The organism is Microbacterium sp. NPDC057944, assembly GCF_042887445.1.
In the GTDB taxonomy this organism is placed as follows: Bacteria; Actinomycetota; Actinomycetes; order Actinomycetales; family Microbacteriaceae; genus Microbacterium; species Microbacterium natoriense.
This window is the reverse complement of the sequence record NZ_JBHVPJ010000001.1, coordinates 150,544-174,989: the sequence shown is the minus strand read 5'-3', so window position 1 is coordinate 174,989 and position 24,446 is coordinate 150,544. Positions and strand designations below refer to the sequence as shown.

Below are 24,446 nucleotides of genomic sequence, written 5' to 3'. Positions count from 1 at the left end.
GGCCATCTCCGAATCTGTGCCCGGGTGTCCGAGCGAGGCGAGTCGGCCGGGTCGAGGCTGAGGCCGGGCGGTCTCACCGCGCGGCGCGGTTCTTGGTGTGCCTGGTAGGCGCGGCATCCCACGGGTCTTCGGGCCATGGATGCTTGGGATAGCGCCCGCGCATCTCCGCACGCACCTGCGCATAGGGACCGGACCAGAACGACGCGAGGTCGTCGGTCACCGCGAGCGGGCGCCCGGCGGGCGAGAGCAGGTGGAAGAGCACGGGAACCCTGCCGTCGGCGAGCCGCGGGGTCTCGGCCCAGCCGAAGCACTCCTGCAGCTTCACGGCGACGACGGGACGTGCACCGGGGTCGTCGATGGGCGGGTAGGCGATGCGGATGCGGGAACCGGTGGGCACCTCGAGACGCTCCGGAGCGAGCTCGTCCAGCCGCGCGGCCTCCGGCCAGGGCAGCAGGCGGCGGAGGGCGGGGGCCAGGTTCACTCTCGCGGTCGGGGTGCCGCTGGCCAAGGCGTCGAGCTCCGGCGCGAACCACCCGTCGAGCGTGGCGAGCAGAGCGGCGTCGGAGACGTCAGGCCAGGGCGACCCGCACTCGCGATGCAGCAGCGCCAGGCGGCGGCGCAGGCCGTCGGCGGCATCCGACCAGGTGAACATGCTCAGTCCGTCTCGCCCGATCGCCCGACGGACCGCTTCGCGCCCGGCCTCGGCCGACGCGCGCACCGGAGAGGAGGAGAGCACGATCGCCCCGACGCGGCGTTCGCGGCGGGCCTGCACCCGACCGCCGACGAACTCCGCCTCGACGCGATCGGTCAGCAGATGGCTCGCGGCCTCGTCCCGCTGCTGTTCGCTGAGCACGGCGGCGGACCGCACGATGGCGCCGGATCCCGCGGCTGCGCGTCCGGTCGCGCGCGTGACGTCGGCCACAGCCAGCCACTCGGCCGATGCCAGGGGGCCGCGCAGCCCGGCGCGGGTGCCGGATGCCAGCAGGTACGTCGCGCCCTCGGCCGTGCGCTCGACGCGGCGGGCGATCCGCTCGGGGAAGGCCAGGGCGACGACGAGTCCGGCGCCGTCGAGACCGGAGCGGACATCAGGCGCCGGGGCGACCAGACGCTGCAGGCGATCGACGTCGCTGCTCCACCTCCGGGCTTCAGGGCTGCGGGCTCCGCTGAGGTCGATGAGCGCCCTGGCGATGTCGGAGTCCGCGATGCGCACGTCGCCGCCCAGCAGCGCGACGACCTCGGCGGCGAGCCGGCCGCCGACCAGCGGGCCCCCGTCGCGGAGCGCACGGGCGAGCCGCGGATCGGCCGGGATGCCGGCGAGCGCGCGACCGTCGTCAGTGGCACGGCCGTCGTCGTCGATCGCGCCGAGCCCGCGCAGCACGGACAGGGCGTCGTCCAGAGCATCGGCGGGCAGCGGGTCGATCAGACGCAGGCCTGACCCGCCCGGTGCGCCCCAGCAGCTGAGCAGCAGCGCGGCGTCGGCGAGATCGCTCGTCGCGATCTCCGGGGCCGGGCGAGAGGGAGCGGCCGCGTACGTGCGTTCGTCGACGCAGCGGATCACGGTCCCCGGGCCCTGGCGGTTCGCGCGTCCGGCGCGCTGCACGCAGGTCGCCCTGGATGCCGCCGCTGTGACCAGCCCGGTCATCCCACGCGCCGCGTCGCGCTGCGGATGCCGGGACAGGCAGCTGTCGACGACGAGACGTACACCGGGAACCGTGAGCGAGGACTCCGCGAGCGAGGTGGTGACGATGACGCGCGGCGGCTCCTCCGGGCGGCGACCGCGGATCACGGCATCCTGCTCGCTCGCGCGCAGCTGCCCGTGCAGCTCCCGCACGTCGAACCCGCCCCCGGCGTCTCTGAGGCGTCGAGCGACCTCGGACACCTCGCGGGCGCCGGGGGCGAAGACAAGCACATCGGCGGTCGGGTCGTCACGGGTCAGGTCCCTGGCCGCGGATGCCGTCGTGCGTGCGACGTGATCGAGGAAGGCCCACGTCACCCCGCGATCGTCGAGACGCGGGGCCGGGCTCGGGGCCCAGCGCTCGGTGAGGGGGAAGGCGGGGACGTCGTGATCGACCACCGGGGCGGGCGCGGCATCCGTTCCGATGACCGCGGCGATGCGGTCGGCGTCGAGCGTGGCCGACATCGCGACGAGAGCGAGGTCGTCTCGGAGCTCGCGGACCTCGGAGAGCAGGCCGATCAGGAGGTCCGTCTCCAGCGCGCGCTCGTGCACCTCGTCGATGATCACGGCGTCGACGCCGTCGAGGCCGGGGTCGTCCAGCATCCGCCGCAGCAGCACTCCGGCGGTGACGAACTCGACGCGCGTGTCCCGCCCGGCCTGGCGCTCGCCGCGCACCGTGAACCCGACTCGGCCGCCGAGGGCCGTGCCGTCGAGCTGCGCGAGCCGTCGGGCGGCGGAGCGGGCGGCGACCCGGCGCGGCTGGGTGACGATCACGCGCCCTGCGGAGCGATTCGCCAGCAGCGGCGGCACGAGCGTGGTCTTGCCGGTACCGGGAGGGGCACTCACGACCACCGCGGTGCTCTCGTCGAGAGCGGAGGAGAGCGCGCCGAGGGCTGCCGCGAACGAGAGCCCCGCGCCGAGGGCGGCGAGGTCGAAAGCGGCGGAGGTCATCCCTCCAGTCTGCCGGTTCGGGGGCGCCGGTTCTCCAGAACTCCGGAGAACCGGGTGCGGCGGATTCCCAGTGCGTCGTCTCGGCGCGAACGTTGACGAATCTCCGGCGTTATGCCCGGCCTGACCCGTAGACGACGGATGCCGCGACCGATCCGGCCGCGGCATCCGCTCTTCTGCGTGTCTGCTCGACTACTCCGCTGCGGGCGGCGGAGGTGTGGTCGGCTTCGGCTCGCGCTTGGCGGGCGCGGGCGCGGCTGCGGCGACGCCGGCGCCGATCCCGCGTCCGACGGCCTGACCCTGGATGATCGACGCGAGGTCGAGTCCGGTCGCCGCGCTGACGCTGTCGAAGACCGACTTCAGCGCCTTGGCGCTGTCGGCGCCGACGAGATCCGATGCGCCGTCTCCGGAACCGCCGATGATCGACACGTTGCCGATCGTGGCGTAGCCCTTTGCGAACTCGGCCATGATCGCGGGGAGGGTCTCGAGCACGCGCTGCGAGAGGAACGCGTCCTGGTTCGACGCGATGGCCTTCGCCTCAGCCTCGACGGCTGCCGCGCGTGCCTCACCCTCGGCGCGGATGGCGTCGGCCTCGGCGTTGGCGCGCAGGCGACGAGCCTGGGACTCCGCTTCGGCCTGGGCGCGCAGCGCGTCGGCCTCACCGGTCGCACGGGCGATCGCGGCCGCGGCCTCACCGGCGGCCTTCGCCTGGTCGGCCTGGGCCTGCTGCTCGGCGATGCGGGTGCGGGCCTCTGCCTGCTTGACCTGCTCGATCGCCGCGGCCTCCGCCGCACGCTCACGCGTGTACAGCTCGGCCTGTGCGCGGGTCTCCGCCTCGTACCGCTGCGCGTCGGCGACGCGCTTGACGTCGGCGTCCAGCTGGGCCTGCTTGTTCTCGGCCTGCTGCTGGAGCACCGCCTGCTCGGTCTGCGCGCGCGTGAGGTTCTCGGCCTGCTCGGCCTCGGCGCGGGCCCGGCCGATTCCGGCGTTCGCGTTCGCGGTGTTGGTGTCGAGCGCGGTCTGCTCGATCAGGTTCGCTTCCTGGTTGGCGATGTTCTTCTGGTTGATCGCACGGTCGGCGTTGGTCTGCGAGATCTCCGCTGCCTGTCGCTTCGCCTGGATCTCGGGGGCGCCGAGCGACTGGATGTAGCCGACCTTGTCGGTGATGCCCTTGATCTGGAACGAGTCGAGGATGAGGCCCTGCTCGGCGAGCTCCTGGGAGACGTCGGCGGCGATCTGGTCGGAGAACTTCTTGCGCTCGCGCATGAGCTCGACGACCGAGAGCGTGGCTACGATGCCGCGCAGGGCGCCCTCGAGCTGCTCGGTGGTGAACTGCTCGATCGCCTTGTCCTGCGAGGCGAAGCGCTCGGCGGCGCGGCGCACGTACAGCGGGTCGGAGCCGATCTTCACGATCGCGACGCCGTCGACGTTGAGGGTGACGCTGTCGAGCGACTGCGCCTCGGCGTTGAGCGACACCTGCCGTGAGCGCAGGGAGATGATCTCGTGGCGCTGCGTGATCGGGTTGACGAGCGACTTGCCGTTCACGATGACCGTGACGGGGGACTCCTCCATCTCGGCGTGGCTCGATCCGTCGGCCGAGATGATGGCGCGCTGCACCTTCTGCTTGCGCCCGGAGATGACGAGAGCCTCGTCAGCCCTGGCGACCTTGATCCAGCTGCGTGCGAACAGCAGCAGGATCAGGAGCAGGACGACGACGATGACGACCGCGATCCCGACGATGATGAGGATGCCGACGATTCCGGCGATCTCCATGGATGACCTCCCTTTGCCCCCCTCGGGGGTGGTCTGCGATGCCGACGCGGAGATGTCGGCACTCGGTTCCACCCTGCCAGAAATGCGCGGGGGCCGCTGAAGGGTCGTTCAGTGTAAGCGTCGCGCGGTCGGCGAGAGGGTCGCGCGTTCGGCGAGAAGAGGCGTGCCGGCGTGCCCGGTTCAGTGGGTCAGCGTTGACGCAGCTTCTCGGCGAGGTCGCGAAGGGTGCGGAGCTCGTCGTCGTCGAGGCGCGACATGCGGTCGGCGATCGAGCGGCCGTGCACCGTCGCGAGGGCGCGGAACGCCCTGGCGCCGGCATCCGTCGCCCTGATGAGGGCTCCGCGGCCGTCGTCGGGGTCGGGGCACTTGGCGATGAGCCCGCGGGTGACCATGCGGTCGACCAGGCGGGAGACGCTGGGCTGACTGATCAACATGTTGCCCGTGACGTCGCGCAGCCGCGAGGTCATCTCGGGGGAGCGGGTGACCGTGAGCAGCACGTCGTACTCGGCCTGGGTGAGGTGGGCGTCGTCGAAGTCCTGGACCATCTCGTCGAACAGTTCGTGCTGCGCGCGGAACAGGCTCTCCCATGCCTCGAGAGCGAGTTTGCGATCGGTCATGGAGAACAGCGTACTGGGAGCCGCCGACACGGGCGGGGCCGACCGGAAGGGTCCGGCCGGCCCCTGTCGGTCAGCCCTGGTCGTGCTCGGGAGTCATCCACTGCACGAGCTGATAGATCACGCCGTTCGGGTCGGCCATCTGGAAGTAGCGCTCTCCCCACGGCTCGGTCTCGATGGGCGTCACGATGTCGACGCCCATCTCGCGCAGCCGCGCGTAGTCCGCGTCGATGTCGTCGACGGTGAAGACGACGAGGAGGCCGGATGCCGATCCGGCCTGCGATGCGGGCCTGAAGGTGGAGAGTCCGGTGCGCAGGTAGATGAGGTGGAAGCCGGCGTGCGGGTGACTGAGGGAGCTGAACCCGTCGGCTGACATGGCGACCGAGAAGCCCAGGTGGGTCTGCGCCCAGGCGGCGGAGGCCTCGACATCGGGGACGTTGAGTGAGAGAGCGGATGAGGTGATCTGCATGGGGATCTCCCTTTCGGTAACGTTGTACGGCGTACAATGTAGCTGGTACAACGCACACGTGGCAAGATCATTCCCATGACGTCAGAACGCACCGGATCCGGTGAGCCCAGCAGGACGCTCGCCCTCCTGTGGGGTCAGCCGGTCGAGCCGCGCAAGGGGCCGGCCCGGTCGATCACCGCGGCGAAGATCGTCGCGGCGGCGCTGGCTCTCGCCGACGATGAAGGGCTCGCGGCCGTCACGATGCGCGCCGTCGCCGAACGGGTCGGGGTGTCGACGATGTCGGTGTACACCTACGTCCCCGGAAAGCCGGAGCTGCTCGACCTCATGGTCGACGCCCTCTACCTGTCGATGGAGCGTCCGGACTGGGGTGCGCAGTCCTGGCGCGAGCGGCTCGAGGCGGTGGCGGAGTCCAACCGGATGCTGCTGGCCGCGCATCCGTGGATGACCGAGGTCGCCGCGCTCAGCCGCCCTCCGCTCGGGCCCGGGGTGATGGCGAAGTACGAGCACGAACTGTCGGCGTTCGACGGCGCCGGTCTCTCCGACGTCGACGTCGATGCGGCTCTCGCCTACCTGCTCGGTTTCGTGCAGTCGCACTGTCGCGCGGCTCACGACGCCGATCGCGCGACGACCGACACGGCCCTCAGCGACGCCGAGTGGTGGGCCGCCAACCAGCCCCTGCTCGCGCGTGCGTTCGACCCTGCGGTCTATCCCCGGGCTGCGCGCATCGGAGCAGCCGCGGGTGAGGCGCAGGGGAGCGCGTGGGATGCCGGGCGGGCCTGGCGGTTCGGTCTCACGCGGACCCTCGACGGACTCGCTGCGCTCATCGACGCCGGCTGACGAGGCGGATCCGCTGCGGCGTGACCGGACGCAGTAAGGGCCGATCGGAGAGGCTTCCGACCGGCCCTTGTCCCTTGCACCAAGAGGTCCTGCAATCACATGAGGTGGATGCCACAGCAAACATTCACCGTGCGATCACTCTATAACGGCGAGGTAACGAAAGCAACGGTTTGATCACGGAAATCTGTGAGGGGTGAGGGTGTTCTTCTCATTCTCGCCGATCAGGGCTTCGCCGGGACCGCGTAACTGCAGCGGCCGATTGGAGCTGTCTTGCAGGATGATGAGGCATGGACCAAGACGGAATCGATGCTGCGATACAGGCGTACTACGGCAGTGTTTTTGACGAGCATGCGCGGCTGACCGCGCGGTCCGCGCAGGGGCGACTCGAGTTCGAGCGCACACAGGAGGTCGTTCGAACCGCCACCCCTGCACCGGCGCGAGTGCTGGATGTCGGAGGGGCCACCGGTGTTCACGCGGCCGCGCTGGCACGCAGCGGGTACCAAGTGGTGTTGATCGACCCTGTTGAGAGTCAGGTTGCTGCGGCACGACAGATCGGGACGTTCACCGCTGCGGTCGGAGACGCCCGACAGCTCGACTTTCCGGAGGACTCGTTCGATGCGGTTCTCATGGCTGGACCCCTCTATCACCTGGCCGAGCGCGAGGAACGCCTGCAAGCGCTGAGCGAGGCACGCCGAGCGTGTCGACCCGGCGGAATCGTGCACGCTGCGGCGATTCCCCGGATGTTGGCTTTCGCCGCGGCGGCCCTCGATCCTGACCTCCTCGACGCCTCCCTCGACGCGTGGCTGGACCTGTTGAGACACGGCGCACCGGTTCCCTCTCTCCGCTTCCCGGGCGGTCACTTCCACACTCCGCAAGAGCTCCAGGAGGAGATGACCGCAGTTGGTCTTCGAAACGTGACGGTCATCGGGCTCGAAGGCCCGGCCGGTGTCGCTCTGGAGAGCGTCGCTGAGGTGACCGACGCCGACTTTTCTGCGGCGATGCAACTCGCCCGAACGTTCGGAGACATGCCGGACATCCGCGACTTCAGCAACCATCTACTGGGTTCCGGAATCGTCTGAATCTCGAGCGGTCAGCATCGAATCAGTTGTCGCCTGGGCCGTCCCCCATCGGCGCTATTCTAGTGCTAGAGTAACCGTCATGAACCTGACCCCGACCGAGCTGACCATCCTGGGGCTCATCGCCGAGCAGCCTCGGCACGGCTATGACCTCGAGCAGGTGATCGAGCAGCGCGGCATCCGTAGGTGGGCCGACATCGGGTTCTCGTCGATCTACTACGTGCTCTCGAAGCTGGAGGGTCGCGGACTCATACAGTCCGAGGGCGCCAAGGCCGGCGCCAGGTCGAGGAAGGTGTTCCACGCGACGGACGCAGGCAGGCGCGCGGCGGAGGAGGCTGCCATCGCGTTCATCGGCGAGCGGCGAACCGTCGCACATCCCGCCCTCGTCGGGCTCGCCAACCTCGCCCTGCTCCCGGAGCAGGAGTACGCGGACGCGCTGCAGCGACGGCTGGTCTGGATCGACGAGCGGATCTCCGGCGTCATCGCGGCCGAGCGCTCGCAGGGTGCTCTGCCTCTGGCTGCGCGCGAGGTCTTCTCCTATTCGCTGAGCCTCCTCGAGGCGGAGAGGTCGTGGCTCGCGGCGCGAGTCCAGGTGTCCGATGAGTGATCAGATGCGGCAGGGCCACGGTGGCGAACGGGATGATGCGACCATCATCTACGGGATCGACGCCTCGGGAGGACTGCACTGCGAGACGACGGCCCTCGGCGTGCTGCTGGAGCACGCGGGGCTCTCGCTCTCCGAAGCGATGCTGTTCGGGCTGGGGTCGGGTCTGTCGTTCATCTACTGGGATTCCGCGCGGCAAGATCTCCCGTTCCTCGGCGGACGGGTGAAGCCCTTCGAGCTCACGCAGAACCTGACCTCGCGCCTGGGAATCGAGCTGCGGGTCGAGGAGACCACCTCGCCTCGGAAGGCGTGGGATCGGTTGCGCACGGAGATCGATCAGGGAAAACCCGTCGGCCTGCAGCTCGACAGCCATGATCTGGAGTACTTCGGGTCTCGGGTGCATTTCGCCGGCCACGTCGTGGCCATGTACGGCTACGACCACGACAGGGCGTACCTGGTCGACACGGCCCAGCAGGGAGGCGAGGTCTCGACGAGTCTGCAGAGCCTCGCGCGCGCTCGGGCAGCGCGGGGCCCGATGTCTGCCCGGCACCGCGCCTTCGTCGTGGATGTTCCCGCCGCTGCCGCACGACCCGAGCGGATCCGCGAGTCGATCGTCCCGGCGATCACCGCCTGCGCCGACGAGTTCCTCGCGCCTCCGATCGCCAACCTCGGCAATCGCGGCATCCTCACCACGGCCGCGCGCCTTCCGACCTGGCTCGACCGGGTCGACGAACCCGCCCGCGACCTCCCCGTCATCGCCATGCTCATGGAGCGGGCCGGCACCGGAGGGGCCCTGTTCCGCAACATGTACCGGGACTTCCTGGCCGAGAGCGCAGAACTCGTCGTGCATGAGGCTCATGCCGACGTCATCCGTGAGAGCGCGGTCCTGTTCGCGGAATCCGCGCTGCTGTGGACACGGGCCTCGGAGTCGATCGCGCGGGCAGGCGAAGGGCAGGATGCGGAGTCACTGGTCGAGGCGGCAGAGATGCTCCGGCGCATCGCGGAGATCGAGACGGCGGCGATGACACGGCTCGCTTCGCTGAGTGACACGGGGGAGACCCGTGGAGCGTGACGCCGTCGGCATCCGTGTGAGTGACGGTAGGAGCTCGACTGGCCGATGACGGTGAACAATGGAACGGTGAGCATGCCCCTGACGCAGGAGTTCATCTGGCGGGGACGGACCGTTCGGTGGGATCGACACGGCACCGGTCCCGCCGTCGTCTTCCTCCATGGCACACCCTGGTCTTCTCGCCTGTGGGGGCCGATCGCCCAGACTCTCGCCGGCCAGTTCACGGTCTATCTCTGGGACATGCCGGGGTACGGGGCATCTTCGAAGGACCCGACGCACGCGGTGGATCTCGGCGTGCAGGGCGAGTTGTTCGCCGATCTCCTCACACACTGGCAGCTCGAGCATCCTCATGTCATCGCGCACGACTTCGGAGGCGCCGTCGCACTCCGCGCGCGCCTGCTGCACGGGGCTGAGTATCGATCGCTCTGCCTCGTCGACGTCGTCGCGCTCTCGCCGTGGGGATCTCCGTTCTTCCTGCTGGTCCAAGAACATGCCGCGGTATTCGAGCAGTTGCCTCCGGCGGTGCACCGGGGGGCGATCGGGGCGTACATCAGCGGTGCCAGCCATCGGGGGCTGCGCCCCGACGACCTGGACATGCTCACCGAGCCGTGGACCGACGCCGCCGGGCAGGCGGCCTTCTACCGGCAGATCGCGCAGGCCGACGAGCGGTTCACCGACGAGATCGAGCAGCGCTACGCGGAACTCACCGAACCCGTGCACATCGTGTGGGGCGCGGAGGACACCTGGATCCCGAGCGACCGCGCGCATCGTCTCGGAGAAGCGATCCCTCACGCCTCGGTGACGCTGATCGAGGGGGCGGGGCACCTCATCCAGCTCGATGCGCCTGCCGCTCTGGCCGCCGAGCTCAGCAGGTGGATGTCCCGGGTCGGCGGCTAGGGCGAGACGACCCGCGGCTGAGGTATCCGCTGCCGGCATCCGCGTCGCGCTCACCGCGCGCCTGACCTGGTCAGCGTGCGGCGAAGATCTCGCGGGCACGGGCGACGATGTCATCCAGCCGGGACTGCAGGTACGGTCCGGGGCATTCGGTCCCCGACCAGGTCTCCCTGTGGCTGATGACGTGTTCCCTGTCGATCGTGAACGACACCGGCACGCCGTCCAGCGTCCTGCCGTCGTAGGTCGCGAGCCACGCGATCATCTGGGCGAGCTCCTCCAGCTGCACCGCCGTCACGGTGTAGTCCGGCGCGCCCGTGGCGTCCAGAGTCTCCACGGCCAGCGACCGCCAGTTCCAGTCGGCGCCGGTCGATGACGGCTTCGCACCGGGGCGGATGAGCTCTAAGACGGACCCGTCGTTCCGCAGATAGAAGGTGGGCGCGGAGGAGCGCCTGTTGCAGCGCGAGAGGAAGTCCAGCTGCTCCTCGGTCGTGCCCGTGTGGTGGATGACGAAGCGGTCGATGATCGGCGTCACCGCGTGGTGGTCGCTCCCTGCGGTGTCACGCGTCGACCGGACTGTGGGGTTCCGGCAGTCCGCGAACCCGAGGGGCGCCTCGAGGCCCTTGATCGCGCGATCGTAGACGGGTTCGTACTCGGGCAGCCCCCTCGGATTGTCCGGGTCCGCGGCAGGCGCCCCGCCGTCTGCGCCCGGGGGGATCGTGGCGAGCAGGATTCCCGCTGCCGTGACGGCGACGCCCGAGCCCGCAGCGATCAGGAAGCGTCGACGGGTGTGCGCCGACGGGCCTCCGTCAGGATCGTGTGCGGGGGAGTGCTCCATCTGCCCATCTAACACGCTTGGCGGAATGTGTCAGATCGAGCCCCATCATCACCCGGCCTCTTCGACCGGCCACCAGCGGCTGCCGATCACCTTCGGGTCGGTGCCGACGCGGGAGATCGCGCGCTCGATCACGTCCACGCTCTCCGGGTCGTCGATGCTGACCTCCGCGCGCACGTGCACCTCCGTGTTCTTGCCGTGGCGCACTCGCACCGAACGCAGGGTGAGCTCCGGGTGCGTCGCGGCCTGGAGCAGCAGGGCGCGGACCCGCTGCTCGCTCTTCTCGCCCGTCGTGACCTCGAGCACGAAGTCCTGCGGGGCGCCGGCGTCGGTGCCGTCCTCCGTCGACTCGTCCTCGGCGTTGAGCCGCAGCCTCCGGTTGAGCGCAGTGCTCAACGGGCGCAGCAGGATGTTGGTCGCCGAGACGAGGATCGCCCCTCCGGCGGCGAGCATCGGCATCCCGGCTCCGGCGAGGGAGCCGACGGCGGCCGCGCACCACAGCGTCGCCGCCGTCGTGAGTCCGCGGATGTTGAGTCCCTCGCGCAGGATCACACCGGCGCCGAGGAACCCGATACCGGAGACCACTTGGGCGGCGACACGTGTCGGATCAGCGGTCTCGCCGGGGAGCGCCTGCGATCCGAGGATGACGAACAGCGCGGCGCCGAGCGACACGAGAGCGTTCGTGCGCATGCCGGCGGTGCGCATGCGCCATTGCCGTTCGAGGCCGATGAGGGCGCCCAGCCCCGCCGCCAGAGCGGCGGTGAGGAGCAGGGCGCCCGTGTCGAGGAGGGTCATACCCCTCAGCCGGCGAGACGAGCGCGCAGGGCCTCGAGGTCGTCGTCCGACAGCCCTCCGCCGCGAAGGTACTCGGCCGACCCGCCGTGCTCGTCGATCCACGCGAACGCGGCCTCGATCGCCTGCGGGGGCGTCGCGGTGACGAGATCGGTGAGGGCGGGGACCATCGGCATGCCCCAGCTCCTGGCGCGCTCCAGCATCCGATCCGCCCAGTCGCCGGCGAGGTTCGTCTCGCTCTGCACGTAGTCCGCGATCACCGCGGCGCGGTCCGCACCGGCCGCGTCGAGCAGCAGGGCCGTCGCGACGCCGGTGCGGTCCTTGCCCGCGGTGCAGTGCACGAGCACGGCTCCGCGGCTCTCGTCGGAGGGTCGTGCGACGAGCCGCGCGACCTCGGCGAACGACGCCGCGGCCGATCCGAGCATGCCCACGTAGAGATCCGCCAGCGACGGGATGCGCGAGAGCATCGCCCGCGCGGCCTCGCCGTCGAGATCTCCGAGGTCTCCGAGATCGCCGGGTGACGGCATCCCGGTCATCGACCCCTCGAGCAGAGGGAGGCCGACCTCGACGAACGAGCGCTCCGTGCCGAGTCGGTTTGGGGCGTCCACACGTTCGAAGTCGCTGCGGAAGTCGACGATCGTGCCGATGGGGCTGTCGCTCAAGGTGCGGATGCCGTCGTCGGTGATGCCCGCGAGCGCGTCGGAGCGGTAGAGCACGCCCTCACGGGTGACGCCTCCCGTGGCGAGCGGCGTGCCTCCTGTGTCTCGGGAGTTGTAGGTTCCGGCGATGATGGCGCTCACGCGACCTCCTCTTTCTGCGCGGCGCTGGCCGCGGCGGTGGTCCGCCCTGCGTCGTACACATCGCGCCGCAGCACTCGGCGCAGACCCGGCAGGGTCAGCAGCGAAGCGAGCACGGCGGCGGCCGCGACGAGGTACAGGGCGGTGTAGTTCTTCTCTCCTCCGACGACCGGGTCGCTCCCGCCGATCAGCACGACGAGGGGAGCGATGGCCGGGGCGATCGACTGCGGCAGGGTCTTGGCGACGTTGAAGATGCCGAGGTACTTGCCCTCCTCGCCGACGGGCAGCGTGCGCATCGCGAGGGCGAGGTCGACCGCGTAGTAGGCGCCGAGCGCGAACCCGGCGAGCAGCGTGCTCACCCAGAACACCGAGAGGTCCTGCGTGAACGCCTTGAGCAGCAGCGACAGCGCCATGAGCAGCGCCGACCCGATGATGAACGGCGCGTAGTCGCCCCGACGGGAGGCGAGGTAGCCGCACGCGAACGCGGCGACGAAGTTCAGCGCCGCCCCGGCGAGTGCCGCCGTGGAGGTGAGGGATGCCGCGGCGACCTGATCCATGTCGAGCCGGATCATCAGGTAGAAGAGTCCGAAGGTCGACACCACGGTGAACCCGAACTGCATGGTCGCCCGCTGCACCCACACCAGCGTGAACATCGGCGCCTTGGCCGGGTTGAACAGGAAGGCGCGGAACACCTGTCCGATCGAGCCGCGCTCTCCGTCGACCCGCTCGATCGGCGGGTCGGGGATGACGAGGCACACGATCGCGACGATGATCACGGCGACGATCGGCATCGCGAGGACGACGATCGTGAGGTTCGACGCGAAGAACGCCGCGACCAGCATGGCGGGCACCATCCCGAGGAAGCCGATCGCGCCGAAGATGCCGGATGCCTTGGCGCGCTGCTCCTCGGGGACCTGATCGGCGAGCAGCGCGGAGAGCGAGGCCAGCGTCGCGTTGTACGCCGCCTGCGACAGCACCCAGGCGACGACGAGGACGGGGATGCTGGGGGCGACGGCCATGAGCGCGGCCGCGAGGACGCCGCCGACCACGCCGCCGATGAGCCAGGGACGGCGTCGGCCGAAGCGACTGCGCGTGCGGTCGGAGAGGTGGCCGAAGATCGGATTGGCGACGAGGGCGGCGAGAGCGCCGAGCGCCGTGACGAGACCGAGCGCTCCTTCCTTCTGCGACTCCGGCACGAGCTGGAGCACCTTCAGGGAGAGCGAGACGACGAGCGGGGTGACGAGAGCGCCGAGTGCGGCGAGCTCGATGAGCGCGAACAGGTAGATGCGCGACATCGGCACGCGCGTCTGCGGGGTGGGGGGAGTGGTGTGCATGGGTCCTTCCTCGGTCCGTGTGGTCCCTCATTGGACCAGCCGTTCCCTTCCCAGGGGTAAAAACTTAGTGACCACTAAGTTAATTCAGCCGAAGATAACGCGCGGATTCCTCCCTGCGCAAGAGGTCGTCGTAAATTCACTTAGTCGTCACTAGGTTTTATGGTCTACTGGAGCGGATGCCACTGCCCGCAGCCGCCGAGCCGACGAAGGACGCCGACATGACCGACACCACGATCTCCGCCGCAGAGACGCGCCTCGACGCGCTGCTCTCCGCCATGACCATCGAGGAGAAGGTCGGCAGCCTGCTCGTCGCGCGCATCGTGACCGGCGCCGGCGGCACGCTCTGGGAGGGCGCCGACGACGAGTCGCCGTTCGGGTTCGCCCCCACCACCGCGCTGCTGCGCGAGCGCCATGTCTCGCACGTGACGCTGATGAACCCCGCCCCCGTCGCCGAGCTGGCGAGGTGGGGCGAGGCGATCCGAGGCGTCGCGGCGTCGACCAGGCTCGGCATCCCCGTCTCCGTCGCGTCGGACCCCGTGCACGGCCGCAGCCGCAATCACGACGTCGCGATGAGCGGCGGCGGCTTCACGCCGTTCCCCGAGCCCATCGCCCTCGCCGCGACCCACGACCCCGCGCTCGTGCGCGAGGCGGCGCGGATGATCGGCGCAGAGCTCAGGGCGGCCGGCATCCACATCGCACTGCACCCGATGGCCGATCTCGCCACCGAGCCGCGCTGGGCCCGCGTCTCCGGCACCTTCGGCGAGAACCCCGGGCTCGCCTCCCTCCTCGTGAGCGAGTACGTCACCGGCCTCAACGAGTCGGGCGTCGCCGCGACCGTGAAGCACTTCCCCGGCGGCGGACCCCAGCGCGGCGGTGAGGACGCCCACTTCGAGCGCGGCGCCCACACCGTCTATCCCGGCGGACGCTTCGACGACCACCTGCGCCCCTTCGCCGCAGCGATCGACGCCGGCGTCGTACGGGTGATGCCGGGTTACGCCGCGCCGCTCGGGCTGGAGTACGACGAGGTCGGCTTCGCGTTCGAGCGCCGCCTCATCACGGATCTTCTGCGCGACAGGCTCGGTTTCGACGGGGTGGTCGTCACCGACTTCAACATCGTGAACGGCATGCGTCTGCCCCGCCTCGGCGTCGAGCTGCCCGTGCGGGCGTGGGGGATGCTGGACGCCGACCCCGTGCAGCGCGTCGTGCGGCTGCTCGACGCCGGGGTCGACCAGTTCGGCGGCGAGGACGATCCCGCGCCCGTGCTGGAGGCGCTCGACCGCGGCCTCGTGTCGGAGGAGCGCATCGACGAGTCGGTGCGGCGCGTCCTGCGCGAGAAGGAGCGGCTGGGACTGTTCGACGATGCGGCCGCACGCGTGGCTGCCCCCGCCGAGGTCCGCGAACGCATCGCGGTCCCCGAGCACCTCGCGATCGGGGAGCGCGTGCAGCGGGCGTCCGCCGTGGCGCTGCAGGGCGAGCCCGTCGCGCTGACCCCCACCACCCGCGTGTACGTCGAGGGGATGGACACCGACGCCCTCGCCGGACGCGCGCTCGTCGTCGACGACCCGGCATCCGCCGATCTCGTGATCCTCCGCCTCGCGGCCCCGTACGAGCAGCGCGAGGGGATGCTGGAGCAGGGGTTCCACAGCGGCAGCCTGGAGTTCTCCGACGAGGAGGTCGCGCGGATCTCCGGCATCGCAGCGCAGACTCCGACCGTGATCGACGTGTTCCTCGACCGGCCCGCCGTGCTGACTCCACTCGCCGAACTCGGGGTGATTCTTCTCGGCACGTTCGGCGTCGACGACGGCATCCTGCTCGACGCCGTCTCCGGTCGCGCCGCGACCACCGGGCGCCTGCCGTTCGACCTGCCTCGGTCGATGGCGGCGGTGGAGGCCTCTCGGGAGGACGTGCCCTTCGACACGGCCGATCCGCTGTGGCGCTTCGGGCAGGGTCTCCGCTGGCCGAACATCTCGTAGGGTTCTAGGGTGAGCAGCTCCGAGTCCTCCACCGACGTCGACAAGCGCGTGGCCCGCGGCGACGCCCGACGCACGCGGATCCTGGCGGCGGCCACCACGGAGTTCGGGCGCAAGGGGTACGAGAGCACCCGCATCGCCGACATCGCGCGCGCCGCCGGGGTGACGGATGCTGGAGTGCTGCACCACTTCGCCACGAAGCACGACCTGTTCATGGCCGTGGTCGAGCGCCGCGAGGAGGTCTACCAGACCATCACGCTGCCGACGGATTCGGTGCGCTCGCTGTTCGACCAGTTCATCGCGGCCGTGCGTCGGGCCGCCGAGGAGCCGGAGCTGCTGCGCTTCCGCGTCATGCTCACCGGCGCCTCGCGCATCGCAGGGCACCCCGTCGAGGGCAGGGCGCAGCGCACCCTCGAAGCCGCGCTCGACTCCCTCATCCCGCTCGTCGAGGAGCGCATCGCCGAGGGGGAGATCGCCAGGGGCACGGATCCGCAGCAGCTGATCCTCGAGCTGCTGGCGCTCAACGAGGGCATCCGCGATCAGTGGTCGACGCTGCCGGAGCGCATCGACTACGTCGCCGTGTTCACCGCGGCCGCGAACGGACTGTACGAGCGGGTGCGCGCCTAGGACGCCGCCGTCTACGCCCCGACGGTCGAGACCCGCTGGCGGCGACGCAGGATGATCGCGCGACGAGCACGGTGCAGCACCGGCATCGCGCCGTAGATCACGATGGGCACGGCGATGCTGACGAGGACGAGTGTCCTGACGATCATCGGGAGCGGTGCGAGGAGGTCGCCGAGGATCAGATTGAGGATCGTGAGCGTGGGGAACACGGCGATCCAGATCATGAGGGCGAGCTGATGCTTCGAGGGCGGCGCGACGGCCGGTGCGCCGGGTGTCTGCGGGGTGTCGGATCGTGCGGTCATGGGGGTGCTCCTTCAGTGTCGTTCGGTGGGCGGTGCGGGGCGGCTCAGTCGGCGGGCTCCGACGGTGAGGCGGTGCGTGCTCGGGAGAGCGCGGTCTGCAGGTCATCGGCGACGAGGTCGGCGTTGATCGCGATGGCCGTCGCAGAGCCCTGGCCTGCCGCGGTGATGACCTGGGCGCGGGGGTCCGCGGCGTTGCCGGCGACGTAGACGCCGGGGATGGTCGTGGCGCCGCCGGTGCGCTGAACGATCCATCCGGCCTCGTCGACACCGCATCCGAGGTCTCTCAGCAGCACGTCGTTCGCGACGAAGAGGGGGCGGACGAACAGGGCTCGTCGGGGGATCCGCTGCCCGTCGTCGAGTTCGATCGCCGTGAGCACGTCGTCGTCGATGATGAGCCCGCGGACCTCTCCCGACTGGATCCGGACGCCTCGCGCGTCGAGCAGTTCGCGCTGCTCGTCGCCCAGAGGGGTGTCGCCGACGAAGAGGATCACGTCGTCCGACCACTGGCGGATGAGGATGGCGTGGGCGATCGCGTCCGCGTCGCCGCCGAGGACCCCGAGGGGCTGGTCGCGCACTTCGTAGCCGTGGCAGTACGGGCAGTGGAGCACGTCTCTGCCCCACCGTTCGGAGAGGCCGGGAAGGACGGGGATCCGGTCGCGAAGACCCGTGGTCACGAGCACTCGGCGCCCCCGCACGGACGTGCCGTCGGAGAGCTCAGCGACGAACCCCGGCGTGAGGGCCACGACCGTGTCGTGGATGATCGCACCGCCGTACGCGATGACCTCGGCGCGTCCGGCGGCGAGGAAGTCGGCGGGCGGCATCCCCTCGCGGGAGAGGAACCCGTGCATGTGCGACGCGGGAGCATTGCGGGGGTGACCCGCGTCGATCACCGCGACCCGGCGGCGGGCTCGCAGCAGGACGAGGGCTGCGCTGAGCCCTGCGGCGCCTCCGCCGATGATCAGTGCGTCGTAGTCGTTCATGAGGCAAGGATCGATCGACGGCACCGGTTTCGGCAAAGTTCGTTGCCGTTTCCGGGATGGATGGGTCACACTGACGGGATGGATCCGTCTGCGATGATCGACTCGGCGCTGGACGCCGTGGGTCCGCGTCTGAAGTGGCTGCGCGGTCAGCGCGGCATGACCCTGGCGGCGCTGTCGTCGGCCACGGGGATCTCGACGAGCACCCTGTCACGTCTCGAGACGGGGCAGCGTCGGCCGAGCCTCGAACTGCTGCTTCCTCTCGCGCAGGCGTATCGGGTGCCGCTGGATGAGCTGGTGGGAGCGCCGGAGGTGGGCGATCCGCGGGTGCGTCTGAAGCCGAGGCGGGTGAACGGGCGAGTGGTCATCCCCCTCACTCCGCAGCCCGGATCGGTGCAGGCGTGGAAGATCCTGATTCCCGGCGGTCAGATCAGGCCGGAGCCGCGGGCGCACGAGGGGTACGAGTGGCTGTATGTACTGAGCGGGCGGATGCGGCTCATCCTCGGCGCTCACGATCTGACGCTGGAAGCGGGCGAGGTCGCGGAGTTCGACACGCACGTGCCGCACTGGTTCGGAAGCGCAGACGGCGCTCCCGCGGAGGTGCTGAGTCTGTTCGGTCGTCAGGGAGAGCGCGCCCACGTCCGCGCAGGCGGGGGCCAGCGGTCGGAGTGAGCCACGCGCCGGGCCTGGCACGTGGCGCCGGGAGGGTGCCTTCTGCGTCAGGGCGCGACTCGTGCCGGCATCAAGGGCGTCAGGATCCCAGCTCGGCCCGGCGCCTCCTCAGATAGGCGACCTCCGCCGAGTTCTGCGCGAGAGAGATCGCCGCGTCGTACGCCACCCGCGCCTCGTCGTCGCGGCCCAGCTGCGCGAGCAGCAGGGCGCGGGCCGCGGGGAACGGGGGGTATCCGTCGAGGTCGGCGGCGAGACCGTCCATCAGAGCCAGACCAGAGACCGCACCCTCGGCCTCCCCGACGGCGATGGCTCTGCTGAGCCGCACGATCGGAGAGGGGTCGATCAGCACCAGCTGATCGTAGAGCGCCACCACCTGCGACCAGTCGGTCGCCGCCCCGTCGGTGTGCACCGCGTTGATCGCGGCCAGCAGCTGAAACCGACCGGGCGCGACGCCGGAGGCCAGCCGTTCGCGCACGAGCGCGTGCCCCTCGGAGATGAGCGCGGCATCCCACAGCATCCTGTCCTGCTCGAACAGCGGGATCAACTCACCCGCGAGAGAGACGCGCGCTGCGCGCCGCGCGTCGATCAGCAGCATCAGCGCCAGCAGCCCCGCGACCTCGCCGTTCGCTGGAAGCAGCTCGCGCAGCAGACAGGTGAGGCGGATCGCCTCAGCGGTGAGCTCCCGACGCAGGGGAGGAGAAGCGGAGCCCGATGCGAGGTACCCCTCGTTGAAGACGAGGAACAGCACGGCCAGCACTCCCGACGTCCGCACGGGAAGATCCTCCGCCGTCGGCATCCGGTACGGGATGCCGCTCGCCGCGATCTTCGCCTTCGCCCGGGTGATGCGCGCGCCCATCGTCGTGTCCTGCACGAGGAACGCGCTCGCGATCTCCGGCACGCTCAGGCCGCCGACCATGCGCAGGGTGAGCGCGACGCGCGACTCCATCCCCAGCGCCGGATGGCAGCAGATGAAGAGGAGCCGCAGCCGATCATCGTCGATCACGCCGAGTGGCGTCGTCTCGCCGTCGTACACGAGCATCGCCTCCCTGTGCCTCGCATCCCGCGTGCTCTCACGCCGGATGCGGTCGATCGCCTTGCGGACCGCCGTCGTCGTCAGCCACGCCCCCGGTGCGGGAGGGACCCCGTCGTCGGGCCAGCGCTCGGCTGCCGTCGCGAACGCCTCGGCCGCCGCATCCTCGGCCGTGTCGAGGTCGCCGAAGCGTTTGGCGAGAGTCGCGACGACCCGCGCCCACTCTTCGCGGTGGGCGCGGGACAGGGCGTCGCGGACCTCGTTCACACGGGCGGCGGAAGGATCGGACGGATCTCGAGTCGGCGATTGCACGCCCTCGAACCCTCGGCCATCAGCGCGAGCGCGACATCGAGGTCCGCGGCCTGGATGATCCAGAGCCCCGCGGCCCATTCCTTCGCCTCGGCGAACGGGCCGTCGGTGAAGACCGGCTCGACGCCGCGCCCGTCGACGACCGTCGACGCCGTGGGATCGGCCAGGCCCGCGGCGAAGACCCAGTGCCCGCCGGCGACCAGTTTCTCGTTGAACGCGTCGATCGCCACGGCCTCCTCTTCGGTGCCGGACTCGCTGCGATGGTCGATGACGTTGACCAGGTAGTGCATGCGGTCGTTCCTCTCACTGCGCGTAGACGGGTCGGCCGCCCACTCGATAGGTCGATGCGATGATCCCGGTGCTGAACACCGTCGAGTCGACCAGCTCCAGGGCGAAGTCGCGACCGCTCTGCGGGAACAGCTTCTCTCCTTCGCCGACGATCACGGGGAACTGCACGAGGTTGATCTCGTCGACCAGCTCGCCCTCGAGGAGCCAGCGTGCGAGCACTGTGCTGCCGACGACGAGGAGCTCGCCTCCCGGCTGTGCTTTCAGGTCGCGGATCGCCGCGGTCGCATCTCCCGAGATCACGGTCGTTCCCGACCAGGCGGGCGCGGTCAGCGTGTTCGAGACCACGTACTTCGGCGCCGAGCTGATCGCCTCGCCGAACCCGCCGTCGTCGCTGCGTTCGCCCCAGTAGGTCTCGAACAGGCCGAACGTCTTCCGGCCCAGCAGGAACGCGTCGGGGCGGCGCCAGGTGTCGAGGATGTACTGCGCCGCATCCGCGTCGCCGAAGGGGATCGCCCAGCCTCCGCGGGTGAAGCCGGGGTCCATCTCCTCGTTGTTGCCGCCGTTCGCTTGCGCGACTCCGTCGAGCGTGACCTGCAGGCTAATGGTGAGCTTCATGATGAGTTCCTTTCTCTCACCAGTACCACGAACGCGGAAGGGCGGATTCGACATCCTCGAGCTGAAATATCGGTCTAACTGGGATGCTAGCTAAGCGTTCGCTGAAAAGATCTGCGCAAAACCCCTAGGGTGGGGGGTTGTGGGTCCCCTGGTTCAGGGGATGTTTAGCAACGGGTAACCGGGGGAGAACGGGATGCCGATGAAGTGGGGATTCGGGCGCGCCCGGAAAACACAGCTCAAGGGTTCGAGGGCCATTGCAGCTGCGGTGGTGGCGGTCGTCGTGACCGCGCTCGCCGCGGTCAACGTGGTCGTGGTCGATCAGGGAACGGCGGTGGCCGCAGGCGGTTTGTCGTGCGGTGACGTCTACACCCAGCAGGGCGCGAGCCCGCGGAACATCTGGCAGATCGAGCGCACCGGCGGAGCACAGACCTCCGTCGGGTCCTTCTCGATCGCCGGTGCGACCGGCAACCTCAACGGGACCGGCATCTACGACGCCGACCGCGACGGCTACGGCGAGATCATCATCGGCGTGCTCCCGGCCAACACCGGCACGGCCCGCTCCATCTACCAGTACTCCAGCATCACCGGTCAGACCACGCTGCTCGGCGCGGGAGAGGCCAACACCGCCGTCACGCACGGCGCGATCAACCAGGCGAACGGCCACTACTACTACGGCGGCCTCACCGGCAACGTCCTGAACGTCTACGGCTTCAACACGACCACCAACCAGTCCATGGGCCTCGTCGCCACCGGCACGATCCCCAACGGCGGCGGCAACGGCGACTGGGCCTTCGACAGCCAGGGCAACCTCTACGTCGTCGCCGGCGGAAGCGGCGCGGGCACCGTGAACGTCGTGAGCGTCATCGACCAGAAGATCCCGGCCACCGCCGGCACCCCCGTGGCGATCACGGCCACCGAGCTCGTCCGCATCGACGCGGGCGGCACGGCGCTCAACGGCATCGCGTTCGCGGGCGACGGCTACCTGTACGTGGCGGGCGGCAACCGCATGTACAAGGTCAACCCGACCAGCGGCGCCGTCATCAGCAACGTCCCCTTCTCCACCGCCGGTTCGGTCGACATGGCCTCCTGCGCCTCCCCGAACACCGTCTCCATCGTCAAGGACTTCCCGGCGGGGCGTCACACCGCCACCGACCAGGTCACCATGACGATCTCGGGCGCGGGCATCACCAAGGGCAACACGGCGACCACCGCGGGCACGGCCTCCGGCGTCCAGCCACAGGAAGCCGGGCCCGTCCTCGTGCTCTCCGGCCAGCAGATCACCGTGACCGAGACCGGCACGGGAACCGGCAGGCCCAAGTACGACTCGAGCTGGACCTGCGTCGACCGCAACTCCGGCAACGTCCTGGCCTCCGGCACGGGCAGCACGGGCTCGTTCATCGTGCCGGACGGCGGTCCGAAGGGCGTCGCCGCGGTGTGCACGTTCACGAACGGCGCCCGGCTGCCGCACGTCTCGCTGCAGAAGACGGCGAGCACCTCGACCCTCGTCGCCGGCGAGACGGTGACCTACTCGTTCAAGGTCACCAACGACGGCAACGTGCCCCTGCACGACATCTCCGTCGCGGAGACCGCGTTCACCGGCGCCGGAGCGATGTCGGCGATCAGCTGCCCGACGCTGCCCCAGCCGCTGGCGACCGGAGCCTCGACCACCTGCACCGCGTCGTACGTGGTGCGCCAGGCCGACGTCAATGCGGGAGCCGTCGACAACACCGCGACCGCGCGAGCCGTCTCTCCCGACGACATCGCCGTGACCTCGACGCCCTCCAGCGTCCGCCTCACCGCGACGCAGACCCCGGGCATCACGATCAAGAAGTCCTCCGACACCGCCGTGCTCGTCGTCGGCGAGACCGTGAAGTTCAGCTTCGTCGTGACCAACACTGGAAACGTGACGCTGAACAACGTCGGCGTCAACGAGACCGCCTTCACCGGCGCCGGCACGATGTCGGCGGTGAGCTGTCCCGCTGATCGGACTCTCGCCCCCGGTGCACAGCTCGTCTGCACGGCCACGTACGTGGTGCAGCAGGCGGATGTCGATGCCGGCTCCATGGACAACACCGCGACCGCGACGGGCACCCCGCCCTCCGGCATCCCGGTGACCTCCGACCCGTCGACGACGCGCACGCCGTCGGTCCCCGACCCGTCCGTGTCGATCGTCAAGACGGCCGACCGCGCCACCCTGGTCGCAGGTCAGACCGTGACGTACTCGTTCCGGGTGACGAACACGGGCAACGTGACGCTGACGAACGCGTCGGTCGTGGAGGGGACGTTCTCCGGAGCGGGCTCGCTCTCGGCCGTGACGTGCCCGTCCGACCGCACGCTCTCCCCGAACGAGTTCATGGACTGCACGGCCACGTACGTGGTGCAGCAGGCTGACGTGGATGCCGGCGTGCTCGACAACACGGCCACCTCGACCGGCACCCCGCCCTCGGGCGGTCCCGTGACGTCCGACCCCTCGGCGGCGCACCTCACCGCGGCGCAGACGCCCTCGGTGGCGCTGGTGAAGACCGCGGACCGGACGAACCTCGTCGTCGGTCAGACGATCACCTACACGTTCGCGATCACGAATACGGGCAACGTGACGTTGACCGATACCGCTGTGGTGGAGGGGTCGTTCTCCGGCGCCGGCGCCCTGTCGGCCGTCTCGTGTCCCGCTGATCGGACGCTCGCCCCCGGTGGGGAGCTCGAGTGCACGGCGACGTACGTGGTGCAGCAGGCGGATGTGGATGCCGGTGCGATCGACAACACGGCCACCGCCACGGGCACCCCGCCGTCGCGGACCCCTGTGGTCTCCGCTCCGTCCGAGGCGAAGGTCACGGGTGCGCAGGCTCCCGCGATCACGATCGCGAAGACCGCGAACCGGACGAACCTCGTCGCGGGCGACACGGTGACCTACTCGTTCCGTGTGACGAACACGGGCAACGTGACCCTGACGGACGCCTCCGTGGTGGAGGGGACCTTCACGGGCGCGGGCTCGCTCTCCGCCGTGACGTGTCCGGCAGATCGGACGCTCTCGCCAGATGAGTTCATGGACTGCACGGCCACGTACGTGGTGCAGCAGGCGGACGTGGATGCCGGCTCGGTCGACAACTCCGCGACCGCGACGGGCGCCCCGCCCACCGGCGACCCGGTGACCTCGGCGCCCTCCGCGGCGAACATCACCGGAACGCAGACTCCGGCGATCTCGATCAAGAAGTCCTCCGACACCGCCGTGCTCGTCGTGGGCGAGACCGTCACGTTCTCGTTCGTCGTCACGAACACCGGCAACGTCACCCTGACGGATGCCGCCGTGCAGGACGTCTCCTTCACGGGCGCCGGCACGATCTCGGCCGTGGACTGCCCGGCTGACCGGACGCTGACTCCCGGCGCGCAGATGGTGTGCACGGCGACCTACGTGGTGCAGCAGGCGGATGTCGATGCGGGTTCCATGGAGAACACCGCGACCGCGACGGGCACTCCGCCCTCCGGTACCCCGGTGACCTCCGACCCGTCGACGACGCGCACGCCGTCCGATCCGGAGCCGTCGGTGTCGATCGTCAAGACCGCCGATAAGCGCACGCTGGTGGCCGGCGAGACGGTGACGTACTCGTTCCGTGTGACGAACACGGGCAACGTGACGCTGACGAACGCCTCGGTCGTGGAGGGGACGTTCTCCGGCGCGGGGGCGCTCTCGGCCGTCGACTGCCCGGCGGATCGGACGCTCTCGCCGAACGAGTTCATGGACTGCACGGCCACCTACGTGGTGCAGCAGACGGACGTGGATGCCGGACGCATCACGAACTCCGCGACGTCGACGGGCACTCCTCCGACGGGTGATCCCGTCGTGTCGGCTCCGTCCGCGGTGAGCATCACGGCGACGCAGTCTCCGGCGATCACGATCGTGAAGTCGGCGGACAAGACGCAGCTGGTCGCGGGGGAGACCGTGACGTA

General features: G+C 70.0%; 21 protein-coding genes and 1 pseudogene. 9 read left to right on the top strand and 13 right to left on the bottom strand.

Going from position 1 to position 24,446, the window contains the following annotated elements:
- Positions 1 to 73: 73 nt before the first annotated feature.
- From hrpB to ACFVRO_RS00790, 4 genes are all read right to left on the bottom strand, one after another.
- Positions 74 to 2,626: an ATP-dependent helicase HrpB gene (hrpB, locus tag ACFVRO_RS00805; protein WP_386948208.1), complete on the bottom strand. Its 2,553-nt coding sequence runs from the start codon at positions 2,624 to 2,626 to the stop codon at positions 74 to 76.
- A 189-nt stretch (positions 2,627 to 2,815) separates the two neighbouring features.
- A complete protein-coding gene (locus ACFVRO_RS00800) occupies positions 2,816 to 4,396 on the bottom strand; it encodes an SPFH domain-containing protein (protein WP_386948205.1) in 1,581 nt (526 codons plus the stop codon).
- A gap of 188 nt (positions 4,397 to 4,584) precedes the next feature.
- A complete protein-coding gene (locus ACFVRO_RS00795) occupies positions 4,585 to 5,013 on the bottom strand; it encodes a MarR family winged helix-turn-helix transcriptional regulator (protein WP_386948202.1) in 429 nt (142 codons plus the stop codon).
- 70 nt (positions 5,014 to 5,083) lie between these two features.
- Positions 5,084 to 5,479 (bottom strand): VOC family protein, encoded by a 396-nt coding sequence (locus tag ACFVRO_RS00790; RefSeq protein ID WP_386948200.1) that lies wholly within the window; start codon positions 5,477 to 5,479, stop codon positions 5,084 to 5,086.
- Positions 5,480 to 5,554: 75 nt separating this feature from the next.
- Here ACFVRO_RS00790 and ACFVRO_RS00785 point away from each other — a divergent pair, with 75 nt between their 5' ends.
- From ACFVRO_RS00785 to ACFVRO_RS00765, 5 genes are all read left to right on the top strand, one after another.
- On the top strand, positions 5,555 to 6,316 hold the full coding sequence (locus ACFVRO_RS00785) for a TetR/AcrR family transcriptional regulator (protein WP_386948197.1): 762 nt from the start codon (positions 5,555 to 5,557) through the stop codon (positions 6,314 to 6,316).
- 287 nt (positions 6,317 to 6,603) lie between these two features.
- The gene (locus tag ACFVRO_RS00780; protein ID WP_386948194.1) at positions 6,604 to 7,395 is read left to right on the top strand and encodes a class I SAM-dependent methyltransferase; all 792 of its coding nucleotides are present in this window, start codon (positions 6,604 to 6,606) and stop codon (positions 7,393 to 7,395) included.
- A 79-nt stretch (positions 7,396 to 7,474) separates the two neighbouring features.
- On the top strand, positions 7,475 to 7,999 hold the full coding sequence (locus ACFVRO_RS00775) for a PadR family transcriptional regulator (RefSeq protein ID WP_386948191.1): 525 nt from the start codon (positions 7,475 to 7,477) through the stop codon (positions 7,997 to 7,999).
- Positions 7,992 to 9,068 (top strand): BtrH N-terminal domain-containing protein, encoded by a 1,077-nt coding sequence (locus tag ACFVRO_RS00770; protein ID WP_386948189.1) that lies wholly within the window; start codon positions 7,992 to 7,994, stop codon positions 9,066 to 9,068. Before ACFVRO_RS00775 ends, ACFVRO_RS00770 begins: the two co-directional genes overlap by 8 nt.
- A 72-nt stretch (positions 9,069 to 9,140) precedes the next feature.
- Positions 9,141 to 9,962 (top strand): alpha/beta fold hydrolase, encoded by an 822-nt coding sequence (locus tag ACFVRO_RS00765; RefSeq protein WP_386951570.1) that lies wholly within the window; start codon positions 9,141 to 9,143, stop codon positions 9,960 to 9,962.
- A gap of 70 nt (positions 9,963 to 10,032) precedes the next feature.
- Here ACFVRO_RS00765 and ACFVRO_RS00760 read toward each other — a convergent pair whose 3' ends face one another.
- Genes ACFVRO_RS00760 through ACFVRO_RS00745 form a run of 4 tightly spaced genes read right to left on the bottom strand, consistent with a single transcriptional unit; the run spans position 10,033 to position 13,714 of the window.
- Positions 10,033 to 10,794, bottom strand: coding sequence for a peptidoglycan recognition family protein (locus tag ACFVRO_RS00760; RefSeq protein ID WP_386948186.1), 762 nt, complete (start codon positions 10,792 to 10,794; stop codon positions 10,033 to 10,035).
- 48 nt (positions 10,795 to 10,842) lie between these two features.
- On the bottom strand, positions 10,843 to 11,586 hold the full coding sequence (locus ACFVRO_RS00755) for an MgtC/SapB family protein (RefSeq protein ID WP_386948185.1): 744 nt from the start codon (positions 11,584 to 11,586) through the stop codon (positions 10,843 to 10,845).
- Between the two features lie 5 nt (positions 11,587 to 11,591).
- Positions 11,592 to 12,383 (bottom strand): tyrosine-protein phosphatase, encoded by a 792-nt coding sequence (locus ACFVRO_RS00750; protein WP_386948182.1) that lies wholly within the window; start codon positions 12,381 to 12,383, stop codon positions 11,592 to 11,594.
- Positions 12,380 to 13,714, bottom strand: coding sequence for an MFS transporter (locus ACFVRO_RS00745; RefSeq protein ID WP_386948179.1), 1,335 nt, complete (start codon positions 13,712 to 13,714; stop codon positions 12,380 to 12,382). The genes ACFVRO_RS00750 and ACFVRO_RS00745 overlap by 4 nt, the downstream gene beginning before the upstream one ends.
- A gap of 176 nt (positions 13,715 to 13,890) precedes the next feature.
- Between ACFVRO_RS00745 and ACFVRO_RS00740 the strand changes: the two genes are divergently transcribed.
- Both ACFVRO_RS00740 and ACFVRO_RS00735 read left to right on the top strand, forming a co-directional pair.
- On the top strand, positions 13,891 to 15,687 hold the full coding sequence (locus tag ACFVRO_RS00740; RefSeq protein WP_386948177.1) for a glycoside hydrolase family 3 protein: 1,797 nt from the start codon (positions 13,891 to 13,893) through the stop codon (positions 15,685 to 15,687).
- A gap of 9 nt (positions 15,688 to 15,696) precedes the next feature.
- A complete protein-coding gene (locus ACFVRO_RS00735; protein ID WP_386948174.1) occupies positions 15,697 to 16,311 on the top strand; it encodes a TetR/AcrR family transcriptional regulator in 615 nt (204 codons plus the stop codon).
- A gap of 11 nt (positions 16,312 to 16,322) precedes the next feature.
- Here the strand turns inward: ACFVRO_RS00735 and ACFVRO_RS00730 are convergent, their stop codons facing one another.
- Complete coding sequence (locus tag ACFVRO_RS00730) at positions 16,323 to 16,610, bottom strand: hypothetical protein (protein WP_386948171.1); 288 nt, start codon at positions 16,608 to 16,610, stop codon at positions 16,323 to 16,325.
- Positions 16,611 to 16,654: 44 nt separating this feature from the next.
- Positions 16,655 to 17,590: an NAD(P)/FAD-dependent oxidoreductase gene (locus ACFVRO_RS00725; RefSeq protein ID WP_386948169.1), complete on the bottom strand. Its 936-nt coding sequence runs from the start codon at positions 17,588 to 17,590 to the stop codon at positions 16,655 to 16,657.
- A gap of 78 nt (positions 17,591 to 17,668) precedes the next feature.
- Here ACFVRO_RS00725 and ACFVRO_RS00720 point away from each other — a divergent pair, with 78 nt between their 5' ends.
- Entirely contained in the window at positions 17,669 to 18,259 is a 591-nt protein-coding gene (locus ACFVRO_RS00720; RefSeq protein ID WP_341940188.1) for an XRE family transcriptional regulator, read from the top strand.
- A gap of 79 nt (positions 18,260 to 18,338) precedes the next feature.
- On the opposite strand, the gene ACFVRO_RS00715 is transcribed toward ACFVRO_RS00720, so the two are convergent.
- From ACFVRO_RS00715 to ACFVRO_RS00705, 3 genes are read right to left on the bottom strand one after another with little or no spacing between them, the layout of a single operon-like run.
- Positions 18,339 to 19,556: an RNA polymerase sigma factor gene (locus ACFVRO_RS00715; protein WP_386948166.1), complete on the bottom strand. Its 1,218-nt coding sequence runs from the start codon at positions 19,554 to 19,556 to the stop codon at positions 18,339 to 18,341.
- A complete protein-coding gene (locus ACFVRO_RS00710; RefSeq protein WP_386948163.1) occupies positions 19,553 to 19,888 on the bottom strand; it encodes a YciI family protein in 336 nt (111 codons plus the stop codon). The genes ACFVRO_RS00715 and ACFVRO_RS00710 overlap by 4 nt, the downstream gene beginning before the upstream one ends.
- A gap of 13 nt (positions 19,889 to 19,901) precedes the next feature.
- On the bottom strand, positions 19,902 to 20,501 hold the full coding sequence (locus ACFVRO_RS00705) for a dihydrofolate reductase family protein (RefSeq protein ID WP_386948160.1): 600 nt from the start codon (positions 20,499 to 20,501) through the stop codon (positions 19,902 to 19,904).
- A gap of 280 nt (positions 20,502 to 20,781) precedes the next feature.
- Between ACFVRO_RS00705 and ACFVRO_RS00700 the strand changes: the two are divergent.
- Positions 20,782 to 24,446: pseudogene (locus tag ACFVRO_RS00700) on the top strand (hypothetical protein); the annotation flags it as partial.

Bases quoted from the DNA above. Each gene is read 5' to 3' on its own strand.
- hrpB (WP_386948208.1), bottom strand. From the start codon at position 2,626: ATGACCTCCGCCGCTTTCGACCTCGCCGCCCTCGGCGCGGGGCTCTCG.
- ACFVRO_RS00730 (WP_386948171.1), bottom strand. From the start codon at position 16,610: ATGACCGCACGATCCGACACCCCGCAGACACCCGGCGCACCGGCCGTC.
- ACFVRO_RS00775 (WP_386948191.1), top strand. From the start codon at position 7,475: ATGAACCTGACCCCGACCGAGCTGACCATCCTGGGGCTCATCGCCGAG.
- ACFVRO_RS00785 (WP_386948197.1), top strand. From the start codon at position 5,555: ATGACGTCAGAACGCACCGGATCCGGTGAGCCCAGCAGGACGCTCGCC.
- ACFVRO_RS00705 (WP_386948160.1), bottom strand. From the start codon at position 20,501: ATGAAGCTCACCATTAGCCTGCAGGTCACGCTCGACGGAGTCGCGCAA.
- ACFVRO_RS00745 (WP_386948179.1), bottom strand. From the start codon at position 13,714: ATGCACACCACTCCCCCCACCCCGCAGACGCGCGTGCCGATGTCGCGC.
- ACFVRO_RS00780 (WP_386948194.1), top strand. From the start codon at position 6,604: ATGGACCAAGACGGAATCGATGCTGCGATACAGGCGTACTACGGCAGT.
- ACFVRO_RS00725 (WP_386948169.1), bottom strand. From the start codon at position 17,590: ATGAACGACTACGACGCACTGATCATCGGCGGAGGCGCCGCAGGGCTC.
- ACFVRO_RS00760 (WP_386948186.1), bottom strand. From the start codon at position 10,794: ATGGAGCACTCCCCCGCACACGATCCTGACGGAGGCCCGTCGGCGCAC.
- ACFVRO_RS00740 (WP_386948177.1), top strand. From the start codon at position 13,891: ATGCCACTGCCCGCAGCCGCCGAGCCGACGAAGGACGCCGACATGACC.
- ACFVRO_RS00770 (WP_386948189.1), top strand. From the start codon at position 7,992: ATGAGTGATCAGATGCGGCAGGGCCACGGTGGCGAACGGGATGATGCG.
- ACFVRO_RS00755 (WP_386948185.1), bottom strand. From the start codon at position 11,586: ATGACCCTCCTCGACACGGGCGCCCTGCTCCTCACCGCCGCTCTGGCG.
- ACFVRO_RS00720 (WP_341940188.1), top strand. From the start codon at position 17,669: ATGGATCCGTCTGCGATGATCGACTCGGCGCTGGACGCCGTGGGTCCG.
- ACFVRO_RS00710 (WP_386948163.1), bottom strand. From the start codon at position 19,888: ATGCACTACCTGGTCAACGTCATCGACCATCGCAGCGAGTCCGGCACC.
- ACFVRO_RS00765 (WP_386951570.1), top strand. From the start codon at position 9,141: ATGCCCCTGACGCAGGAGTTCATCTGGCGGGGACGGACCGTTCGGTGG.
- ACFVRO_RS00800 (WP_386948205.1), bottom strand. From the start codon at position 4,396: ATGGAGATCGCCGGAATCGTCGGCATCCTCATCATCGTCGGGATCGCG.
- ACFVRO_RS00795 (WP_386948202.1), bottom strand. From the start codon at position 5,013: ATGACCGATCGCAAACTCGCTCTCGAGGCATGGGAGAGCCTGTTCCGC.
- ACFVRO_RS00790 (WP_386948200.1), bottom strand. From the start codon at position 5,479: ATGCAGATCACCTCATCCGCTCTCTCACTCAACGTCCCCGATGTCGAG.